We start from the raw sequence: 15,156 nt of genomic DNA on the forward strand, positions 1-15,156 counted from the left end.
CGGCGCCGCCGGGAGTCACGGCGCCGCCGGGAGTCACGGCGCCGCCGGGCATCACAGCGCCGCCGCCAGCGCCCGGCCGGCGACGCGGCCGGAGAACAGGCAGCCGCCGAGGAAGGTGCCCTCCAGCGACCGGTAGCCGTGCATCCCGCCCCCGCCGAAGCCGGCCACCTCACCGGCGGCGTACAGCCCGTCGAAGACCTCGCCGCCGGGCCGCAGCACGCGGCCGGAGAGGTCGGTCTCCAGGCCGCCCAGGGTCTTGCGGGTGAGCAGGTTGAGGCGGACGGTGATCAGCGGGCCGGCCTCCGGGTCGAGCAGCCGGTGCGGCGGGGCGACCCGGATGAGCTTGTCGCCGAGGTAGCTGCGCGCGCCGCGGACGGCGGTCAGCTGCAGGTCCTTGGTGAAGGCGTTGGCCACCTCGCGGTCGCGGGCGAGGACCTCCCGCTCGACGGTCTCCAGCGCCACCTCCGGGGCGCCGCCGGTGACCCGGTTCATCCCGGCCACGAGCTCGGGCAGCGTCGTCGCCGTCACGAAGTCCTCGCCGCGGTCGAGGAAGGCCTGCACCGGCCCGGACACGCCGGCCCTGACCCGGTTCAGCAGCAGTCTGAGATCCCTGCCGGTCAGGTCGGGGTTCTGCTCCGACCCCGAGAGCGCGAACTCCTTCTCGACGATCTTCCGCGTGGCGACGAACCAGGTGTGCTCGTGGCCGGTCGACCCGATGTGGGCCAGCGTGCCGAGGGTGTCGAAGCCGGGGAACAGCGGGACCGGCAGCCGGTTGCCGGCGGCGTCGAGCCACAGCGAGGAGGGCCCCGGCAGGATGCGGATGCCGTGCCGCGCCCAGACCGGCGAGTGGTTGGCGATGCCCTCGGTGTAGTGCCACATCCGGTCGCGGTTGACCACGTGCGCGCCGGCGGCCTCGGTGGCCTCGAGCATGAGCCCGTCGACGTGCGCGGGGACGCCGGAGAGCAGCCGGCGCGGTGCAGGGCCCAGCCGGGCCGGCCAGTTGCGGCGGACCAGCTCGGGGTTGCCGCCGATGCCGCCGGAGGTGACGACGACGGCCTGCGCGGTGATCTCGAACGGCGCCCGCTCCTCGCGGGAGCTGGCCTCGCCGCGGGCGGCGTCGCTGGGCGCCAGCACCGTCCCGCGGACGCCGGTGACCGCGCCGCCGGTGACGACCAGCCCGGTGACCCGGTGGCGGAAGCGCAGGTCGACCAGCCCGCGGTCGACCGCGGCGCGCACCCGGCGGGCGAACGGCTCGACGATGCCCGGGCCGGTGCCCCAGACGATGTGGAAGCGCGGCACCGAGTTGCCGTGCCCGGTGGCGGTGTAGCCGCCCCGCTCGGCCCAGCCCACGACGGGGAAGAAGCCGACGCCCTGCCCGCGCAGCCAGGCGCGCTTCTCCCCCGCGGCGAAGTCCAGGTAGGCCTCGGCCCACCGGCGCGGCCAGTGGTCCTCGGCCCGGTCGAAGGCGGCGGTGCCGAACCAGTCCTGGCGCGCCAGCTCCAGGGAGTCGCGGACCCGCAGCCGGCGCTGCTCGGGCGAGTCGACGAGGAACAGGCCCCCGAACGACCACCACGCCTGCCCGCCGAACGACGCCTCCGGCTCCTGCTCGAGCAGGACCACCCGCTTGCCGGCGTCGGCCAGCTCGGCGGTGGCCACCAGCCCGGCCAGGCCGGACCCCACCACGACGACGTCTGTGTCGGTCACGCAGTTCTCCTCGCCGGCGCCCGGCGCCGGTGTGCTCGGTGGTGCCCTGCTCACGCGTGACCTCGCGGGCTCGGTCACCTGCCGCACGCTAGCGGCCGGGAGACCTCGCGCGGCCCGTCCCGGCCGGTCGGCGCCGGGGTGTCCCCCGCCCGGGCCGCGTCCAGTCCCGGATCGGGCGGCTTCCCGACAGCACCAGCGCACCGAGCGGGGCGGGCAGCAGGAGCAGCGCCCAGCCGGCCAGCTCGCCGCTGGCCAGGCCGGCGGCGAACAGCACGGTGGCCGCGAGCACCAGCAGGGCGGTGACCGCGGCGGCCAGCGCGAGGACCAGCCACCCCCGGCCGCGGCCGAGCAGCACCAGGACGGCGCCGGTGAGGGCCACGACCGCCAGGGCGAGCGCGCCGGCGACGAGACGGTCGACCTGCCAGCCGGGCCCGGGCGGCTCGAGCAGCCAGGCGAGGACGACGGCCTCGACGGCCACGAGCAGGCCGAAGACCGCCGTGAACGGCGCGGTGAGCGGACGCCCGGCCGGGGCCGGCGGGGTGCGGCGGCCGCCGGAGGACACCGCCGCCCGCGGTGAGCGGCGGGTCGTCGTCCGGCGCGGTGACGACGACGGCATGGCCGGCAGCGTAGGAGAAGGACCCCCTTGCCCCCCACCACTCGCGAGCTCGTGGCGGGACCCTGCAAGGGGGCCGCTCGACTGGGCGCCGGTCAGCGGGTGCGGCGCGGGTCAGGCGGTCCGCTCGCCCCGCACCCGGCGGGGGTGCCCGGCCAGCCAGGCGCCCACCTGGGGGCTGAACGCCAGCCCGGCGGCGATCACCGGGCAGACGGCCACGAGGAGCGGCCCGGCGCCCACGTGCTGGCCGACGGAGGCGGCCGTCCCGAGGACCAGCCCGGCGAAGGCCAGCGCGGCCGCGGCGCTGAGGACCAGCGGCCACCGGCCCCGGCGGACCACCAGCCAGAAGACGCCGAACAGCTGCAGCAGGGGCAGGAGCAGCAGCACGAAGGTCCACCAGTCCCGGCCGCCCGAGCTGTCGCCCTGCACCCCGCCCAGCGCGAAGGCCAGGACGGCGACGAGCGCGAGCGGGAGCACGCCGAGGGCGCCGACCGCCGCGGCGGCGATGGCCAGCCCGGGGATCCGGGACGGCGTCGGGAACGGCAGCGGGGACGACCTCGTCACGCCCGGCAGCCTAGGTGACGGACCCTCCTGCGCTCGCGCTCGCGGACCCGCCGCGGGCCCCGGCAGGGAGGCCGCCCCGGCGCCTCAGGCGACCCGCTCGGGCTCCCCGGCCGACGAGCGCCGCCAGGAGGCGTGCAGGCGGGCGTAGGGACCGACGACGTCGACCAGCTCGGCGTGCGTGCCGCGCTGCACCACGCGGCCGGCGTCGACGACGAGCACCTCGTCGGCGCGCTCGGCGGTCGAGAGCCGGTGCGCGATGGTCAGCGTCGTCCGCCCCTCGGTGAGCCGCTCGAGGGCGTGGGTGAGCCGCCGCTCGGTGGCCGGGTCGACGGCGCTGGTGGCCTCGTCGAGCACGAGCAGGTCGGGGGCGGCCACGTGCGCGCGGGCGATGGCGACCAGCTGCCGCTCGCCGGCCGACATCGACTCGCCGCGCTGGCCGACCGAGGTGGCGACGCCGTCGGCCAGGCCGCGCACCCAGTCGCCCAGGCCCAGCTCCTCGAACGCCGCCGCGACCTGCTCGTCGGTGAGGTCGGGCCGGCCGTAGCGGACGTTGTCGGCGACGGTGGCGTCGAACAGGAAGCCGTCCTGCGGCACCATCCCGACCCGGCGGCGCAGCGAGGAGAACGCGACCTCGGTCAGCGGCACCCAGCCGGTGGCGTCCGAGCCGAGCAGCACGCGTCCCTCGGTGGGGTCCATCAGCCGGGTGACCAGCTTGGCGAACGTCGTCTTGCCCGACCCGGTCTCGCCGACGACGGCCACGCGGCGGCGCGGCGCCAGGGTCAGGTCGACGTCCTCCAGGGCCGGGCGGGCGCCGGGCGCGTAGCGGAAGCCGACGTGCTCGAGCCGCACGCCGAGCGGCCCCGGTGGCAGGTCCCGGGCGGCGCCGGTGGCCGCGGGGTCGCGGACGTCGGGCTCGGTGTCGAGGACGTCGAGCACCCGGCGGAACCCGGCGAGGGCGTTCTGCGCCTCGTTGAGCACCTCGCTGGCGGTCTGCACCGGCGCGACGAACAGCGTGACGAGGAAGAGGAAGGCCACCAGCGTGCCGGCGCTGACGTGGCCGGCCAGGCCCAGCAGGACGCCGACCACGACGACGGCGGCGTTGGCCACCGCGGCCACGAACTCGCCGCTGACGAACACCGCGGCGGTGACCTTCTGCGCGTCGACCTGGGCCCGGTAGTGCCGGTCGATGGCGCGGTCGAGGCGGGCCGCCGTCCGCTCGCGGATGCCGTAGGCCCGCACCGTCGGCGCGCCGACGACGGACTCCGACACCGCGGCCAGCACGTCGCCGACCCGCTCGCGGACCACGCCGTAGACGACGGCCAGCCGGCGGGCGAAGAAGCGCACCGCCACCGCGAGCGGCACGAAGCAGGCCAGCACCAGCAGGGTCAGCTGCCAGGAGTAGACGAACATGACCACGGTGGCCACGACCAGCTGGCCGAGGCTCACGACGCCCAGGACGCCGCCCCACTGCATGAAGGTCGACAGCTGGTCGACGTCGCTGGTGACGCGGGAGACCAGCGAGCCGCGGCGCTGGCCCTGCTGGTGCAGCACCGACAGGTCGTGCACGTGCCGGAAGGCGCGCGAGCGCAGCCCGGCCAGCGCCGTCTCGGTGGTGCGGAAGAGCCGGACGTTCATCCGGTACACCGCGACGCCGGTGAGCAGCACGACCGCGGCGCAGACGAGCACGAGCGTGCGCACCAGGCCCGGGTCGGGACCGCCGGGGCCGAGCAGGCCGCGGTCGATGACCTGCTGGACGGCGATCGGCACGACCACCCGCCCGGCCGTGGCCACCAGCGCGAGGGCGAAGGTGGCCGGCAGCCCGCGGCGGAACTCGGGCATGGCGTGCAGGCCGCGGCGCAGGGTGGCGACGGCGCCCTCGCGGGGCTGCTCGCTCACGCCGCCACCTCCGCCTCGGAGTACGCGCGCACCAGCGCGGCGTAGCCGGGGACGGTGGCGAGCAGCTCGTCGTGGCTGCCGCGGGCGGTGACCCGGCCGTCCTCGAGCCAGACCACCTCGTCGGCCAGCGCGATGGTGGCCTGCCGGTAGGCGACGACGACCACGGTGGAGGGCCGCTCCGCCGAGCGCAGCGCGTCGAGGATGCGCGCCTCGACGGCGGGGTCGACGGCGCTGGTGGCGTCGTCGAGGACCAGCAGCCGGGGCCGGCGGACGACGGCGCGGGCCAGCGCGACGCGCTGCCGCTGCCCGCCCGACAGGGTGGCGCCACGCTCCCCGACGCGGGTGTCGAGGCCCTCGGGCAGGCGGTCGACGAAGTCCTCGGCGGCGGCGACCCGCAGCGCGGCCCGGACCTCCGCGTCGGAGAAGTCGCCGCCGAGGGTCACGTTGCCGCGGACGGTGTCGTCGAAGAGGAACGTGCCCTGCGGGACGAAGGCGGCCTGGGTGCTGACCTCGCCCTCGCGCAGCCGGCGCACGTCGACGCCGTCGAGCAGCACCTCGCCGCTGGCGGGGTCGACCAGCCGCACCAGCAGCCCGGCCAGCGTGGACTTGCCCGAGCCGGTCGGCCCGACGACGGCGACCGTGCTGCCGGCGGCGACGTCGAAGGTGACCCCGGACAGCGTCGCCCGGGACGAGCCGTCGAAGACGTGGTCGACCGCGCGCAGGCCCAGCCCCGCCCCGCCGCTGCTGCCGGCTGCCGTCTCCGAGCCGTGCGGCGTCTCGCCGGTGGCGTCGAGGACCGGGGTGACCCGGTCGAAGCCGGCCAGCGCGCGCGGGAGGTCGGCGAGCACCCAGCCGATCGCGCGGATGGGCAGCGCGAGCACGGTGAAGAGGTAGGCGGTGCTGACCAGGGCGCCGGGGTCGGTCCCGCCCGAGGCCACCCGGCCGGCGCCGACCAGCAGCACCGCGAGCGTGCCCAGGTTGGGCAGCGCCTCCATCATCGGGTCGAACAGGCCGCGCACCCGGCCGACGGCGACCAGGCCGTCGCGCAGCTCCTGCGCCCGCTCGGTGAAGCGGGCGCTCTCGACGTCCTCCCGGCCCAGGGTCTTGACCACCAGGCCGGCGTCGAAACTCTCGTGGGCGATCTCGCTGACCTCGGCGCGCAGCTGCTGGGCCCGCTGCATCCGCGGGCTCATCACCTGGGAGTAGACGACGTTGACGGCGAAGACCAGCGGGAACACGACCAGGCCGACCACCGCCAGCAGCGGGTCGGTGACCAGCAGCGCGACGACGGTGATCGCGATCATGACCAGGGCGCCGCAGGCGAAGGGCAGCGGCGAGACGAAGAACCAGGCGGCCTCGACATCGGAGTTGGCGTTGCTCAGCAGCTGACCGGTGGGGTGGCGCTGGTGCCAGGACAGCGGCAGCCGGAGGTACTGGCCGGTGACGCGGCGCCGGTAGTCGGCCTGCAGCCGGTAGGCCATGATCCCGGCGAACAGCCGCCGGCCGAGGATGCCGAGGATCTTCAGGACGGCGACCCCGAGGACGACGGCGACGGCCAGGGTGAGCGCCCCCGCCGTCGTGTCGCCGTCGGCGAAGGCCGGCAGCACCACCCGGTCGGTGATCCCGCCGATCACGTAGGCGCTGGCCACGGTCATCGCGCCGTAGAGGCTGCTGGCGAGCACCGCGAGGGTGAACATGCCCGGCTGCTCGCGGACGGAGAGGCCGACGTGGCGCAGTCCGCGCCGGACCACGGCGTCTCGGCGGCGGGGCACGGATCTCCTCGGGGTGGTGCGGCGACGGCGGTGCACCGCTCGTCGGTCAGGCTAACCATCTGGCGGCCGGGGGGCCCGTGGGTTCTGGTACGCGACTGTTTCCGGGCGGGGCTCCGTCGGTAACCCGTGGCGGTGACTCCTTCTTCCCGCCCCCTCGCCGCGCGCGAGCGGGCGGCCCTCGCCGACCTGCTCGACGAGCTCGGCCCGGACGCGCCCACCTGCTGCGAGGGCTGGACGACGGCGCACCTGGCCGCCCACCTGGTCACCCGCGACCGGCGGCCGGACGCGGGACCGGGCTACGTCCTGGAGACGACGCCGGTCGGGCAGCCGCTGCACGCGCACTCCGCCCGCATCGAGGACCGGCTGCGCACCTCGACGCCGTTCCCCGAGCTCGTGGCACGGGTGCGGCAGGGGCCGCCCCGGTGGCTGCCGATGGGGTGGCCGGGGCTCGGCGACATCGTCAACGGGGTCGAGTTCGCCGTCCACCACGAGGACGCCCGCCGGGCGCAGCCCGGCTGGGAGCCGCGGCACCTGACCCTGGCCGACGCCGACCAGCTGTGGGGCGCCGCGTCGTTCTTCGCGCGCCGCGCCGCGTCGGGGTTCCCCGGCGGGCTGGTGCTGCAGCGCAGCGACGTCCCGGGGCCACCGAAGCGGATCCGCGCGGGGTCCTCCCCCACCACGGTCGAGGGCGAGCCGCTGGAGGTGCTGCTCTGGGCCAGCGGGCGCCGCGACGTCGCCCGGGTGGTCGTGCGGGGCGGCGCGCCGGCCACCTGATGTGGGGACCGGGACCGCGCCGTGGCCGTCCGATGCCGACCCACGACGTGGCCCACCCGCTGTGGTGCCCGCTCGCCGGACACACGCCGGTCGGCCGGTGGACGTGGGTGCAGACCGCGATGTCGCTGTTCGTCATGGCCGTGGGCGTCGCGCTGCACCGCCTCCGCACTCCCTGAGGGCCCCGCTCAGCGCAGCGGGGTGTCCCGCTCGTGCCGGACGGGGACGCCGGCGGCGGCGAGCGCGGCCTTCACCTCGCCGATGCGCAGCGCGCCGAAGTGGAAGACGCTGGCGGCGAGCACCGCGTCGGCGCCGGCCTCCACCGCGGGCGGGAAGTGCTCGACGGCCCCCGCTCCCCCGCTGGCGATCACCGGCACGCCCACCTCCCGGCGGACGGCGCGGATGAGCTCGGTGTCGAAGCCGGCGCGGGTGCCGTCGGCGTCCATGGAGTTGAGCAGCACCTCGCCCACGCCGAGCTCGGCGGCCTGCACCACCCACTCGACGGCGTCGCGCCCGGTGCCGCGCCGCCCGCCGTGGGTGGTGATCTCGAAGCCGGAGTCGGTGACCGCGCCGTCGCGCACGCGGCGGGCGTCGAGGGAGAGCACGAGCACCTGGTTGCCGAAGCGGTCGGCGATCTCGCTGATCAGCGCCGGCCGGGCGACGGCTGCGGTGTTGACGGCGACCTTGTCCGCGCCGGCCCGGAGCAGCCGGTCGACGTCGTCGGGGCTGCGCACGCCGCCGCCGACGGTGAGCGGGATGAACACGCTCTCGGCGGTGCGGCGGACGACGTCGTAGGTCGTCTCGCGGTCGCCGGAGCTGGCGGTGATGTCGAGGAAGGTGAGCTCGTCGGCGCCCTCGGCGTCGTAGACGCGGGCCATCTCCACCGGGTCGCCGGCGTCGCGCAGGTCGACGAAGTTGACGCCCTTGACCACCCGGCCGGCGTCGACGTCCAGGCACGGGATGACGCGGACGGCCAGACTCATCGGACCCGCACCGCGTCGGCCTCGACCTCGACGAGCATGTCGGGGTGCAGCAGCGAGACGACGCCGATCATCGCGGTGGCCGGCCGGACGGCGCCGAACACCTCGCCGTGCGCGCGGCCCACCTCCTCCCAGCGGGAGGTGTCGGTGACGTACATGCGGGTGCGGACGACGTCGGCGGGGGCGAACCCGGCCGAGGCGAGCGCGTCGACCAGCACGCCGAACGCGACGCGGGCCTGCCCCGCCACGTCCCCGGGGTGCACGACGACGCCGTCGACGGTCGCGGTGCAGCCGCTGACCCACGCCGAGTCCCCCGCGACGACGACCCGGCTGTAGCCGACGACGTCCTCCCACGGCCCGCCGGAGCCGATCCGCCGCACGGTCACGACGACGCCCCGCGGGTGACGGCCAGCGCCTCGGGCAGTGTGAAGGCGCCGGCGTAGAGGGCCTTGCCGACGATGGCGCCCTCGACGCCGACGGTGGTCAGGCCGGCCAGCGCGCGGACGTCGTCGAGCGAGCTCACCCCGCCGGAGGCGACCACCGGGCGCGAGGTGGCCGCGCACACCTCGCGCAGCAGCTCGAGGTTGGGGCCGCGCAGCGTGCCGTCCTTGGTGATGTCGGTGACCACGTAGCGGGCGCAGCCCTCGGCGTCGAGGCGCGCGAGGGTGTCGTAGAGCTCGCCGCCCTCGCGGGTCCAGCCGCGGGCGGCCAGCCGGGTGCCGCGGACGTCGAGGCCGACGGCGATCCGGTCACCGTGCTCGGCGATCGCGCGGGCGCACCACTCGGGCGACTCCAGCGCCGCGGTGCCGAGGTTGACCCGGCGGCAGCCGGTGGCCAGGGCCGCGGTGAGGGTCTCGTCGTCGCGGATGCCGCCGGAGAGCTCCACGTCGACGTCGAGCTCGCCGACGACGCGGGCCAGCAGCTCGCGGTTGCTGCCGCGGCCGAAGGCGGCGTCGAGGTCGACCAGGTGCACCCACTCGGCGCCGTCGCGCTGCCACTGCAGGGCGGCGTCGAGCGGGTCGCCGTAGGAGGTCTCGCTGCCGGCCTCCCCCTGCACGAGTCGGACGGCCTGGCCGTCGGCGACGTCGACGGCGGGGAGCAGCTGCAGGGTCGGCACGGCGACCAGCCTAGGGACCGGGTCGCTGTGTCGTGCCCCACCCGGGGCAGGCTGCGGAGCGTGCAGTTCACCGACGTCGTCCGCAGGCGCCGCATGGTGCGCGACTACGACCCGGACCGGCCGGTGCCGCCCGAGGTGCGCGACCGGCTGCTCGACCACGCGACCCGCGCGCCGTCGGCCGGGTTCACCCAGGGGTGGGCGTTCCTGGTGCTGGAGGAGTCGGCCGACCGGGAGCGGTTCTGGTCGGTGACCGCCGGCGAGGGCACCCCGGACGCCTGGCTGACCCGGATGCGGCGGGCGCCGCTGCTGGTGGTGCCGCTGTCGTCGAAGGAGGCCTACCTCGACCGCTACGCCGAACCGGACAAGGGCTGGACCGACCGCGACGAGACGCGTTGGCCGGTGCCCTGGTGGGACGTCGACGCCGGGATGGCCGCGCTGATGGTGCTGCTGACCGCCGTCGACGAGGGCCTGGGCGCCTGCCTGTTCGGCATCCCGGCCGGGCGCCTGGACGCCTTCCGGGCGGCCTTCGGCGTCCCGCCGTCGCACCGGCCGGTCGGCGTGGTGTCCGTCGGCTACCCGGGTGGGGGCGACCGGCGCTCGCCGTCCCTGCGCCGCGGCCGGCGCGGGCTGGACGAGGTCGTCCACCGCGGGCGGTGGTGACCTCCCTGGTTGACTCCCCGCCCGTGACCTCCTCCTCCTCGCGCGCCGTCCTCGTCACCGGTGGCTCCCGCGGCATCGGCCGCGCGATCGCCCGGGCCTTCGCCGAGCGCGGGGACCGGGTGGCCGTGCACTGGGGCGCGTCGAAGGAGCGCGCCGAGGCCGTCCTCGCCGAGCTGCCCGGGTCCGGGCACGTGCTGGTGCAGGCCGACGTGGCCGACGCCGACTCGGTCGGCGCGATGGTCGACTCCGCCGCCGGCGCCCTCGGCGGGCTGGACGTGCTGGTCAACAACGCCGGCGTCTTCGTGGCCTCGCCCCCGCTGACCTCCTCCTACGAGGAGTGGCAGGAGGTCTGGGCGCGGACGCTCGCGGTGAACCTGGTCGGGGCGGCGAACGCCACCTTCCGGGCGGTCCCGCACCTGCGGGCCGCCGGCGGGGGTGCGGTGGTGAACGTGTCCAGCCGCGGGGCCTTCCGCGGGGAGCCGCAGAACCCCGCCTACGGCGCGTCCAAGGCCGGGATGAACGCCCTCGCCCAGTCGATGGCGCTCGCGCTGGCGCCGCTCGGCATCTCGGTGACCTGCGTGGCGCCGGGCTTCGTGCAGACCGAGATGGCGCGGGAGACGCTCGACGGTCCCGGCGGGGACGCCGTGCGCGCGCAGTCGCCGCTGGGCCGGGTCGCCCGGCCGGAGGAGGTGGCCTCGGCGGTGGTGTGGCTGGCCTCGCCGGAGGCGCGGTTCAGCACGGGCACGATCGTGGACGTGAACGGGGCCTCCTACCTGCGCAGCTGAGCCACACCGTCGGGCCCGGAGTCGATCAGCCGGCGGGCAGGCGGTAGCCCATGCCCCGGACCGTCTCGATGCGGTCGGCGCCGAGCTTCCTGCGCAGGTACCGGACGTAGACGTCGACGACGTTCGAGCCCGGGTCGAAGTCGTAGCCCCAGACGCGGCTGAGCAGCTGCTCGCGGGCCAGCACCTGGCCGGGGTGGCGCAGGAAGGTCTCGGCGAGGGCGAACTCGCGGGCCGAGAGGTCGACGGTGCGGCCGCGGACGCTGGCCCGGCGGGTGCGCAGGTCCAGGGAGAGGTCGCCGACGGTGAGCACGGTGACCTCGGTCTGGCGGGCACCGGCCAGCCGCAGCCGCACCCGCGCGAGCAGCTCCTCGAAGCGGAAGGGCTTGGGCACGTAGTCGTCCGCGCCGCCCTCGAGGCCGGCCACGGTGTCCTGCACGCCGTCGCGGGCGGTCAGCACGATGACCGGTACGTCGCAGCGCTCGGCACGCAGGGCGCGGAGGACGGCGAAGCCGTCGAGGCGGGGCAGCCCGAGGTCGAGGAGGACCAGGTCGAACTCGCCGCTGCGAGCGCGGTCGAGAGCGGTGAGCCCGTCGCCGACCACGGCGGTGGTGAAGCCGTGGGCCCGCAGCCCCTTCTCGAGGAACGCGGCGATGCGCGGCTCGTCCTCGGCGATCAGCACCCGGCTCACCGGGCTCCTCCCTCGGTCGCCGCCACCTCGGTCGCGTCCCGGGCGGGGGGCGGCGCCGGGCGGGCGGGGAGGACGAGGGTGAACGTCGCGCCCTCACCGGGGCGGCTGCGCAGCTCGACGCGCCCACCGTGTGCGGCGGCGATGGCCTGCACGATGGACAGGCCCAGCCCGGCGCCGTCCCCGCGCCGGGCGCCCGAGCTGCCGCGGGCGAAGCGCTCGAACACGCGGATCTGGTCGGACTCGGGGATGCCCGGGCCGTCGTCCTCGACCCGGACGAGCAGCTGCCCGCCGGTCAGCCGGCTGCCGAGGACGACCCGGTCGCCGGGCCCGGTGTGGCGGACGGCGTTGTCGGCCAGCGCAACCACGGCCTGGGTGAGGCGCTGCGGGTCGAGCAGGAGGTCGGCCCGGGCGACGCCGTCCAGCCGCCAGTCGCGGTCGCCGAGCCGGCGCACCTTGCCGTACACCTCGGCGGTCAGCTCGGCGACGTCGACCGGCTGCGGGCGGACGAACTGCGGCTGCTCGGCGCGGGCCAGCAGCAGGAGCTCGGAGACCATGCGGTTCATCCGCTCGAGCTCGTCGTCGACGAGGGCGACGGTCTGCCGGACGTCGTCCGGGTCGGTGGGGTCGAGCACCTCCAGGTGCCCGCGGACGATGGTGATCGGCGTGCGCAGCTCGTGCCCGGCGTCGTCGAGGAACCGCCGCTGGGCGGCCACCCCGCCCTCGACCCGGTCGAGCATCGCGTTGACCGCCGCGGCCAGGTCGGTGAGCTCGTCGTGCGGCCGGTCGGCCACCGGGATGCGCCCCGACAGGTCGGTCTCGGTGATGCCCTGGGCGGTGGCGGCGACGGCCCGGACCGGCGCCAGGACCCGCCCGGCGACCACCCACGCGCCGGCCGCGGCCAGCAGCAGGGTCACCGCGCCGACGCCGAGCATGAGCGTCGCGGTGTCGTCGGCGGCCTGGCGCTCCTGGTCGGCGAAGTAGGCGACCACGGCCACCCCGCGGGAGGGATCGCCGTCCAGCGTCACCGGCACGGCGAGGTAGCGCACCTCCCCCGCCCCGCTGGCGTAGCGGCCCCACGTGGTGTCCTCGACCGAGCCGACGAGCGCGGTGAACGCGGCGTCCTCGCTGAGCAGTACGGGCGCCTCGATGCGGCTCTGGAAGCGGTACTCCCCGTCGACGTAGCCGAGGAACTCCTCGTTCGGCCGGGCGAGGTTGTAGGTGATCATCGTCTGCAGGACGTCGGCGACGCCGGCGAACGGCTGCCCGGTGCGGGGGTCGACGTCACCCTCGATGATCCGCCGGAACTCGCCGACCTCGGCCTGCAGCGCGACGTCCATGCGCTCGTCGGTGGCACGCACGAGCAGCCGCCAGGTGACCAGCGTGACGATCGCGAGGGCGAGCAGGACGAGGAGCAGGACCCAGCCGATGATGCGCGTGCGGGCGGCGCGGGGCGCGAGCCGTCGCCGGGCGCGGCCGCGCCATCCGGCCGGCGTCGGCTGATCAGTCGGCACCCCCGCCGACGCCGTCGGCGGCGGTGTCCCCGGGCCCGTCGTCATCGCCGCCATCGTGGTCGCCATCGTCGTCGCCATCGTCGTCGCTGTCGTCATCGCCGGGCAGCGGCGGTGGAGGGACGACGTCGGTGGGCTGCGGCGCGGGCGCCGGCGCACCGGTGCTGGCGGGACTGTCGGCGGGAGGGGCGGCGGGACCGTCGGCCGGGGTGTCGGCGGGCGCGTCGCGGGCCGGGACGTCGATCGGCGGCGGGACCGGCGCCCGCCCCGCACCGCCGCTGCCGCCGGAGCCGCCCAGCAGCGCCCAGGCCGTCGCGCCGGCGAGCAGCACGGCGCCCAGTCCGGTGATCACGGCGAGCAGCGGACGGGAGTACACGCCGCCGAGGTTCGGCCACGCCGGTGACGGACCCGTGAGATCCGGATGAGAGGGCTCTCACGGACGCGGCCACCCCGGTTCCGGCCCCCCACCGCTCAGAAGGGGCAGCAGCAGACGTCCGGTGGCGCGTCGTCCTCCGGGGGCGGACCGCCCCCGGGGGACGGTCCGCCCCCGGGGCGCGGCGCCGTCCCGGTCGCTGGGGCGTCGGGCGGCACCCGTGGCGGGTCGGTGACCCGGGTGACCCCGGAGGGCGTGGTCACCTCGAGCCGTCCGCCGGGCAGCAGCCGGAAGCGCCAGCCGCGGGCGTGGGTCTTGAGCCGGTGGTGCCTGCGGCACAGGCAGCAGAGGTTGTCGCAGTCGGTGTGGCCCCGCGGCCAGGGCACGACGTGGTCGGCGTCGACCCGGCCCACCGGCCGGGTGCAGTGCGGGTGCCGGCAACGCCGGTCGCGGACGTGCGTCACCCGGCGCTGCCCCCGCGTGGGCCGGTACCGACGGGTCGGTGGCGGGCGCCGGAGCCCCGTCCCGCGGGCTCCGCGGTGCAGCGCACGCAGGGTCACGGCCGTCACCAGCTCGCCGGTGTGGTCGTGCAGCGCGAACTCCAGCGTGCCGCCATCGGGCCGGTGCAGCTCCAGCGCCCCCACCTGGGCGAGCAGCTCCCGGCACTCCGCGGCGCTCACCGGGTGGCCGTCGACCTCGGCCGGCTCGTCCCCGCCCTGCAGCGTGGCCAGGTTCGCGTGCACGACCAGGGAGACGGCGACGCCAGGGCGCGCGAGCCACGGGCGCAGCACCAGGTCCTGGATCACCTCGGCGCGCAGCTGGCCGATCGGGCGCTCGTCGCCGTCGGCCCGCAGCTGCCAGGCCAGGCCGTCGACGGCCTTCCCGCAGGCGGCCGCGGCCGCGAGCGGGAGGTCGGTGGCCAGGCGGGCATCCCGTCCTCGGTGGCCCACCAGCGCACGTCCGCACCGGCTCGGGCCTGACGGTGCCGCTGCTCCCGGGCTTCGGGGTCCATCCGGTCGATGCAGCGGCGGATGCTCGCCCGCAGGTTGGTCGGCGTCTGCTCCCCGGCCCGCACCAGTACCTGGGCCTCGACCCGGGCGGCCAGGTCGTCCTCGAGCGGCTCGAGCAGGTCGACGACCGCCTCGGCGCGCGCTTCGTCGATGTCGCCCCGGGCCAGCAGGTGCAGGGTCGCCGGGAAGCGCGACGTCAGGGCCAGCGACGTGCGGATGACGCGGCTCGCGCGTCGCTCGCCGTACGGGTGGACCAGCGCGAGCTCGCAGGACAGCCACTCACTGACGTCCATCACCTCGGGGACCGGACGTCCGCCGTCGGCCGAGCGCTGGTCAGCCAGCCGGCTCACCAGCTCCACCCGCTCGGCGGCCAGGGCGGCGGCCCGGCGCTCCGCGAGCTGGAGGAGCCGGGCCACCCAGCGGTCGGGCAGGGCGGCGCGCTCGGCGCTGCCGGGCGGGCACATCCGCGCCATGAACTCGTCGGTGGACGACAGCGGCCCGATCGCTGCGTGCAGTTCCTCGCGTGGTACCGGCGTGGCGTCGTCAGCGAAGCAGCCGAGGGACCGCACCGTCCCGTCGGGGTGGACTTCCGCGCACTCGTACACGTGTTCGGTTCTACTCGACCGACGCGAGCGCCACTCGATGAATCCCCAGGTCAGGAGGCTGTCCACAGATCCGCGAACGCCACCTGCACGCTCGTTCCACGCCGTCCGGA

Annotated in this window: 17 protein-coding genes; 4 read left to right on the forward strand and 13 right to left on the reverse strand. The window is 76.5% G+C overall.

Annotated elements, in window-relative coordinates; translation table 11 throughout:
* Positions 1 to 51 precede the first annotated feature (51 nt).
* The 5 genes from ACWIZO_RS23220 to ACWIZO_RS23240 all read right to left on the reverse strand — a co-directional run bounded on the left by ACWIZO_RS23220 (position 52) and on the right by ACWIZO_RS23240 (position 6,549).
* On the reverse strand, positions 52 to 1,704 hold the full coding sequence (locus ACWIZO_RS23220) for an FAD-binding dehydrogenase (RefSeq protein WP_448639959.1): 1,653 nt from the start codon (positions 1,702 to 1,704) through the stop codon (positions 52 to 54).
* 88 nt (positions 1,705 to 1,792) lie between these two features.
* The gene (locus ACWIZO_RS23225; protein WP_448639960.1) at positions 1,793 to 2,320 is read right to left on the reverse strand and encodes a hypothetical protein; all 528 of its coding nucleotides are present in this window, start codon (positions 2,318 to 2,320) and stop codon (positions 1,793 to 1,795) included.
* Positions 2,321 to 2,431: 111 nt separating this feature from the next.
* On the reverse strand, positions 2,432 to 2,881 hold the full coding sequence (locus tag ACWIZO_RS23230) for a hypothetical protein (RefSeq protein ID WP_448639961.1): 450 nt from the start codon (positions 2,879 to 2,881) through the stop codon (positions 2,432 to 2,434).
* A gap of 84 nt (positions 2,882 to 2,965) precedes the next feature.
* Positions 2,966 to 4,777, reverse strand: coding sequence for an ABC transporter ATP-binding protein (locus ACWIZO_RS23235; RefSeq protein WP_448639962.1), 1,812 nt, complete (start codon positions 4,775 to 4,777; stop codon positions 2,966 to 2,968).
* Positions 4,774 to 6,549 (reverse strand): ABC transporter ATP-binding protein, encoded by a 1,776-nt coding sequence (locus tag ACWIZO_RS23240; RefSeq protein WP_448639963.1) that lies wholly within the window; start codon positions 6,547 to 6,549, stop codon positions 4,774 to 4,776. Before ACWIZO_RS23240 ends, ACWIZO_RS23235 begins: the two co-directional genes overlap by 4 nt.
* A gap of 132 nt (positions 6,550 to 6,681) precedes the next feature.
* On the opposite strand from ACWIZO_RS23240, the gene ACWIZO_RS23245 reads away from it, so the two are divergent.
* On the forward strand, positions 6,682 to 7,323 hold the full coding sequence (locus ACWIZO_RS23245) for a TIGR03085 family metal-binding protein (protein WP_448639964.1): 642 nt from the start codon (positions 6,682 to 6,684) through the stop codon (positions 7,321 to 7,323).
* A 32-nt stretch (positions 7,324 to 7,355) separates the two neighbouring features.
* Positions 7,356 to 7,499 carry a hypothetical protein gene (locus ACWIZO_RS23250; RefSeq protein ID WP_448639965.1) on the forward strand — a complete coding sequence of 48 codons (144 nt, stop codon included), beginning with the start codon at positions 7,356 to 7,358 and terminating at the stop codon, positions 7,497 to 7,499.
* A gap of 9 nt (positions 7,500 to 7,508) precedes the next feature.
* Here ACWIZO_RS23250 and hisF read toward each other — a convergent pair whose 3' ends face one another.
* The 3 genes from hisF to priA are packed head-to-tail and all read right to left on the reverse strand — an operon-like array spanning position 7,509 to position 9,417.
* The gene (hisF, locus tag ACWIZO_RS23255) at positions 7,509 to 8,303 is read right to left on the reverse strand and encodes an imidazole glycerol phosphate synthase subunit HisF (protein ID WP_448639966.1); all 795 of its coding nucleotides are present in this window, start codon (positions 8,301 to 8,303) and stop codon (positions 7,509 to 7,511) included.
* Positions 8,300 to 8,686: a RidA family protein gene (locus ACWIZO_RS23260; RefSeq protein WP_448639967.1), complete on the reverse strand. Its 387-nt coding sequence runs from the start codon at positions 8,684 to 8,686 to the stop codon at positions 8,300 to 8,302. Before ACWIZO_RS23260 ends, hisF begins: the two co-directional genes overlap by 4 nt.
* Positions 8,683 to 9,417 carry a bifunctional 1-(5-phosphoribosyl)-5-((5-phosphoribosylamino)methylideneamino)imidazole-4-carboxamide isomerase/phosphoribosylanthranilate isomerase PriA gene (gene priA, locus ACWIZO_RS23265; protein ID WP_448639968.1) on the reverse strand — a complete coding sequence of 245 codons (735 nt, stop codon included), beginning with the start codon at positions 9,415 to 9,417 and terminating at the stop codon, positions 8,683 to 8,685. The genes ACWIZO_RS23260 and priA overlap by 4 nt, the downstream gene beginning before the upstream one ends.
* 60 nt (positions 9,418 to 9,477) lie before the next feature.
* Here priA and ACWIZO_RS23270 point away from each other — a divergent pair, with 60 nt between their 5' ends.
* Both ACWIZO_RS23270 and ACWIZO_RS23275 read left to right on the forward strand, forming a co-directional pair.
* Positions 9,478 to 10,077: a nitroreductase family protein gene (locus ACWIZO_RS23270; RefSeq protein WP_448639969.1), complete on the forward strand. Its 600-nt coding sequence runs from the start codon at positions 9,478 to 9,480 to the stop codon at positions 10,075 to 10,077.
* 23 nt (positions 10,078 to 10,100) lie between these two features.
* Positions 10,101 to 10,862 (forward strand): SDR family NAD(P)-dependent oxidoreductase, encoded by a 762-nt coding sequence (locus ACWIZO_RS23275; RefSeq protein WP_448639970.1) that lies wholly within the window; start codon positions 10,101 to 10,103, stop codon positions 10,860 to 10,862.
* A gap of 25 nt (positions 10,863 to 10,887) precedes the next feature.
* Here ACWIZO_RS23275 and ACWIZO_RS23280 read toward each other — a convergent pair whose 3' ends face one another.
* The 5 genes from ACWIZO_RS23280 to ACWIZO_RS23300 form a co-directional block, all read right to left on the reverse strand.
* Positions 10,888 to 11,550: a response regulator transcription factor gene (locus ACWIZO_RS23280; RefSeq protein WP_448639971.1), complete on the reverse strand. Its 663-nt coding sequence runs from the start codon at positions 11,548 to 11,550 to the stop codon at positions 10,888 to 10,890.
* On the reverse strand, positions 11,547 to 13,061 hold the full coding sequence (locus tag ACWIZO_RS23285; RefSeq protein ID WP_448639972.1) for a sensor histidine kinase: 1,515 nt from the start codon (positions 13,059 to 13,061) through the stop codon (positions 11,547 to 11,549). Before ACWIZO_RS23285 ends, ACWIZO_RS23280 begins: the two co-directional genes overlap by 4 nt.
* Positions 13,051 to 13,434 (reverse strand): hypothetical protein, encoded by a 384-nt coding sequence (locus ACWIZO_RS23290; RefSeq protein ID WP_448639973.1) that lies wholly within the window; start codon positions 13,432 to 13,434, stop codon positions 13,051 to 13,053. The genes ACWIZO_RS23285 and ACWIZO_RS23290 overlap by 11 nt, the downstream gene beginning before the upstream one ends.
* A gap of 95 nt (positions 13,435 to 13,529) precedes the next feature.
* Positions 13,530 to 14,237, reverse strand: a complete 708-nt coding sequence (locus ACWIZO_RS23295; RefSeq protein ID WP_448639974.1) for an HNH endonuclease signature motif containing protein — start codon at positions 14,235 to 14,237, stop codon at positions 13,530 to 13,532.
* Complete coding sequence (locus ACWIZO_RS23300) at positions 14,234 to 15,046, reverse strand: DUF222 domain-containing protein (protein WP_448639975.1); 813 nt, start codon at positions 15,044 to 15,046, stop codon at positions 14,234 to 14,236. Before ACWIZO_RS23300 ends, ACWIZO_RS23295 begins: the two co-directional genes overlap by 4 nt.
* Positions 15,047 to 15,156 lie beyond the last annotated feature (110 nt).

It is taken from the genome of Geodermatophilus sp. URMC 63, assembly GCF_053502565.1.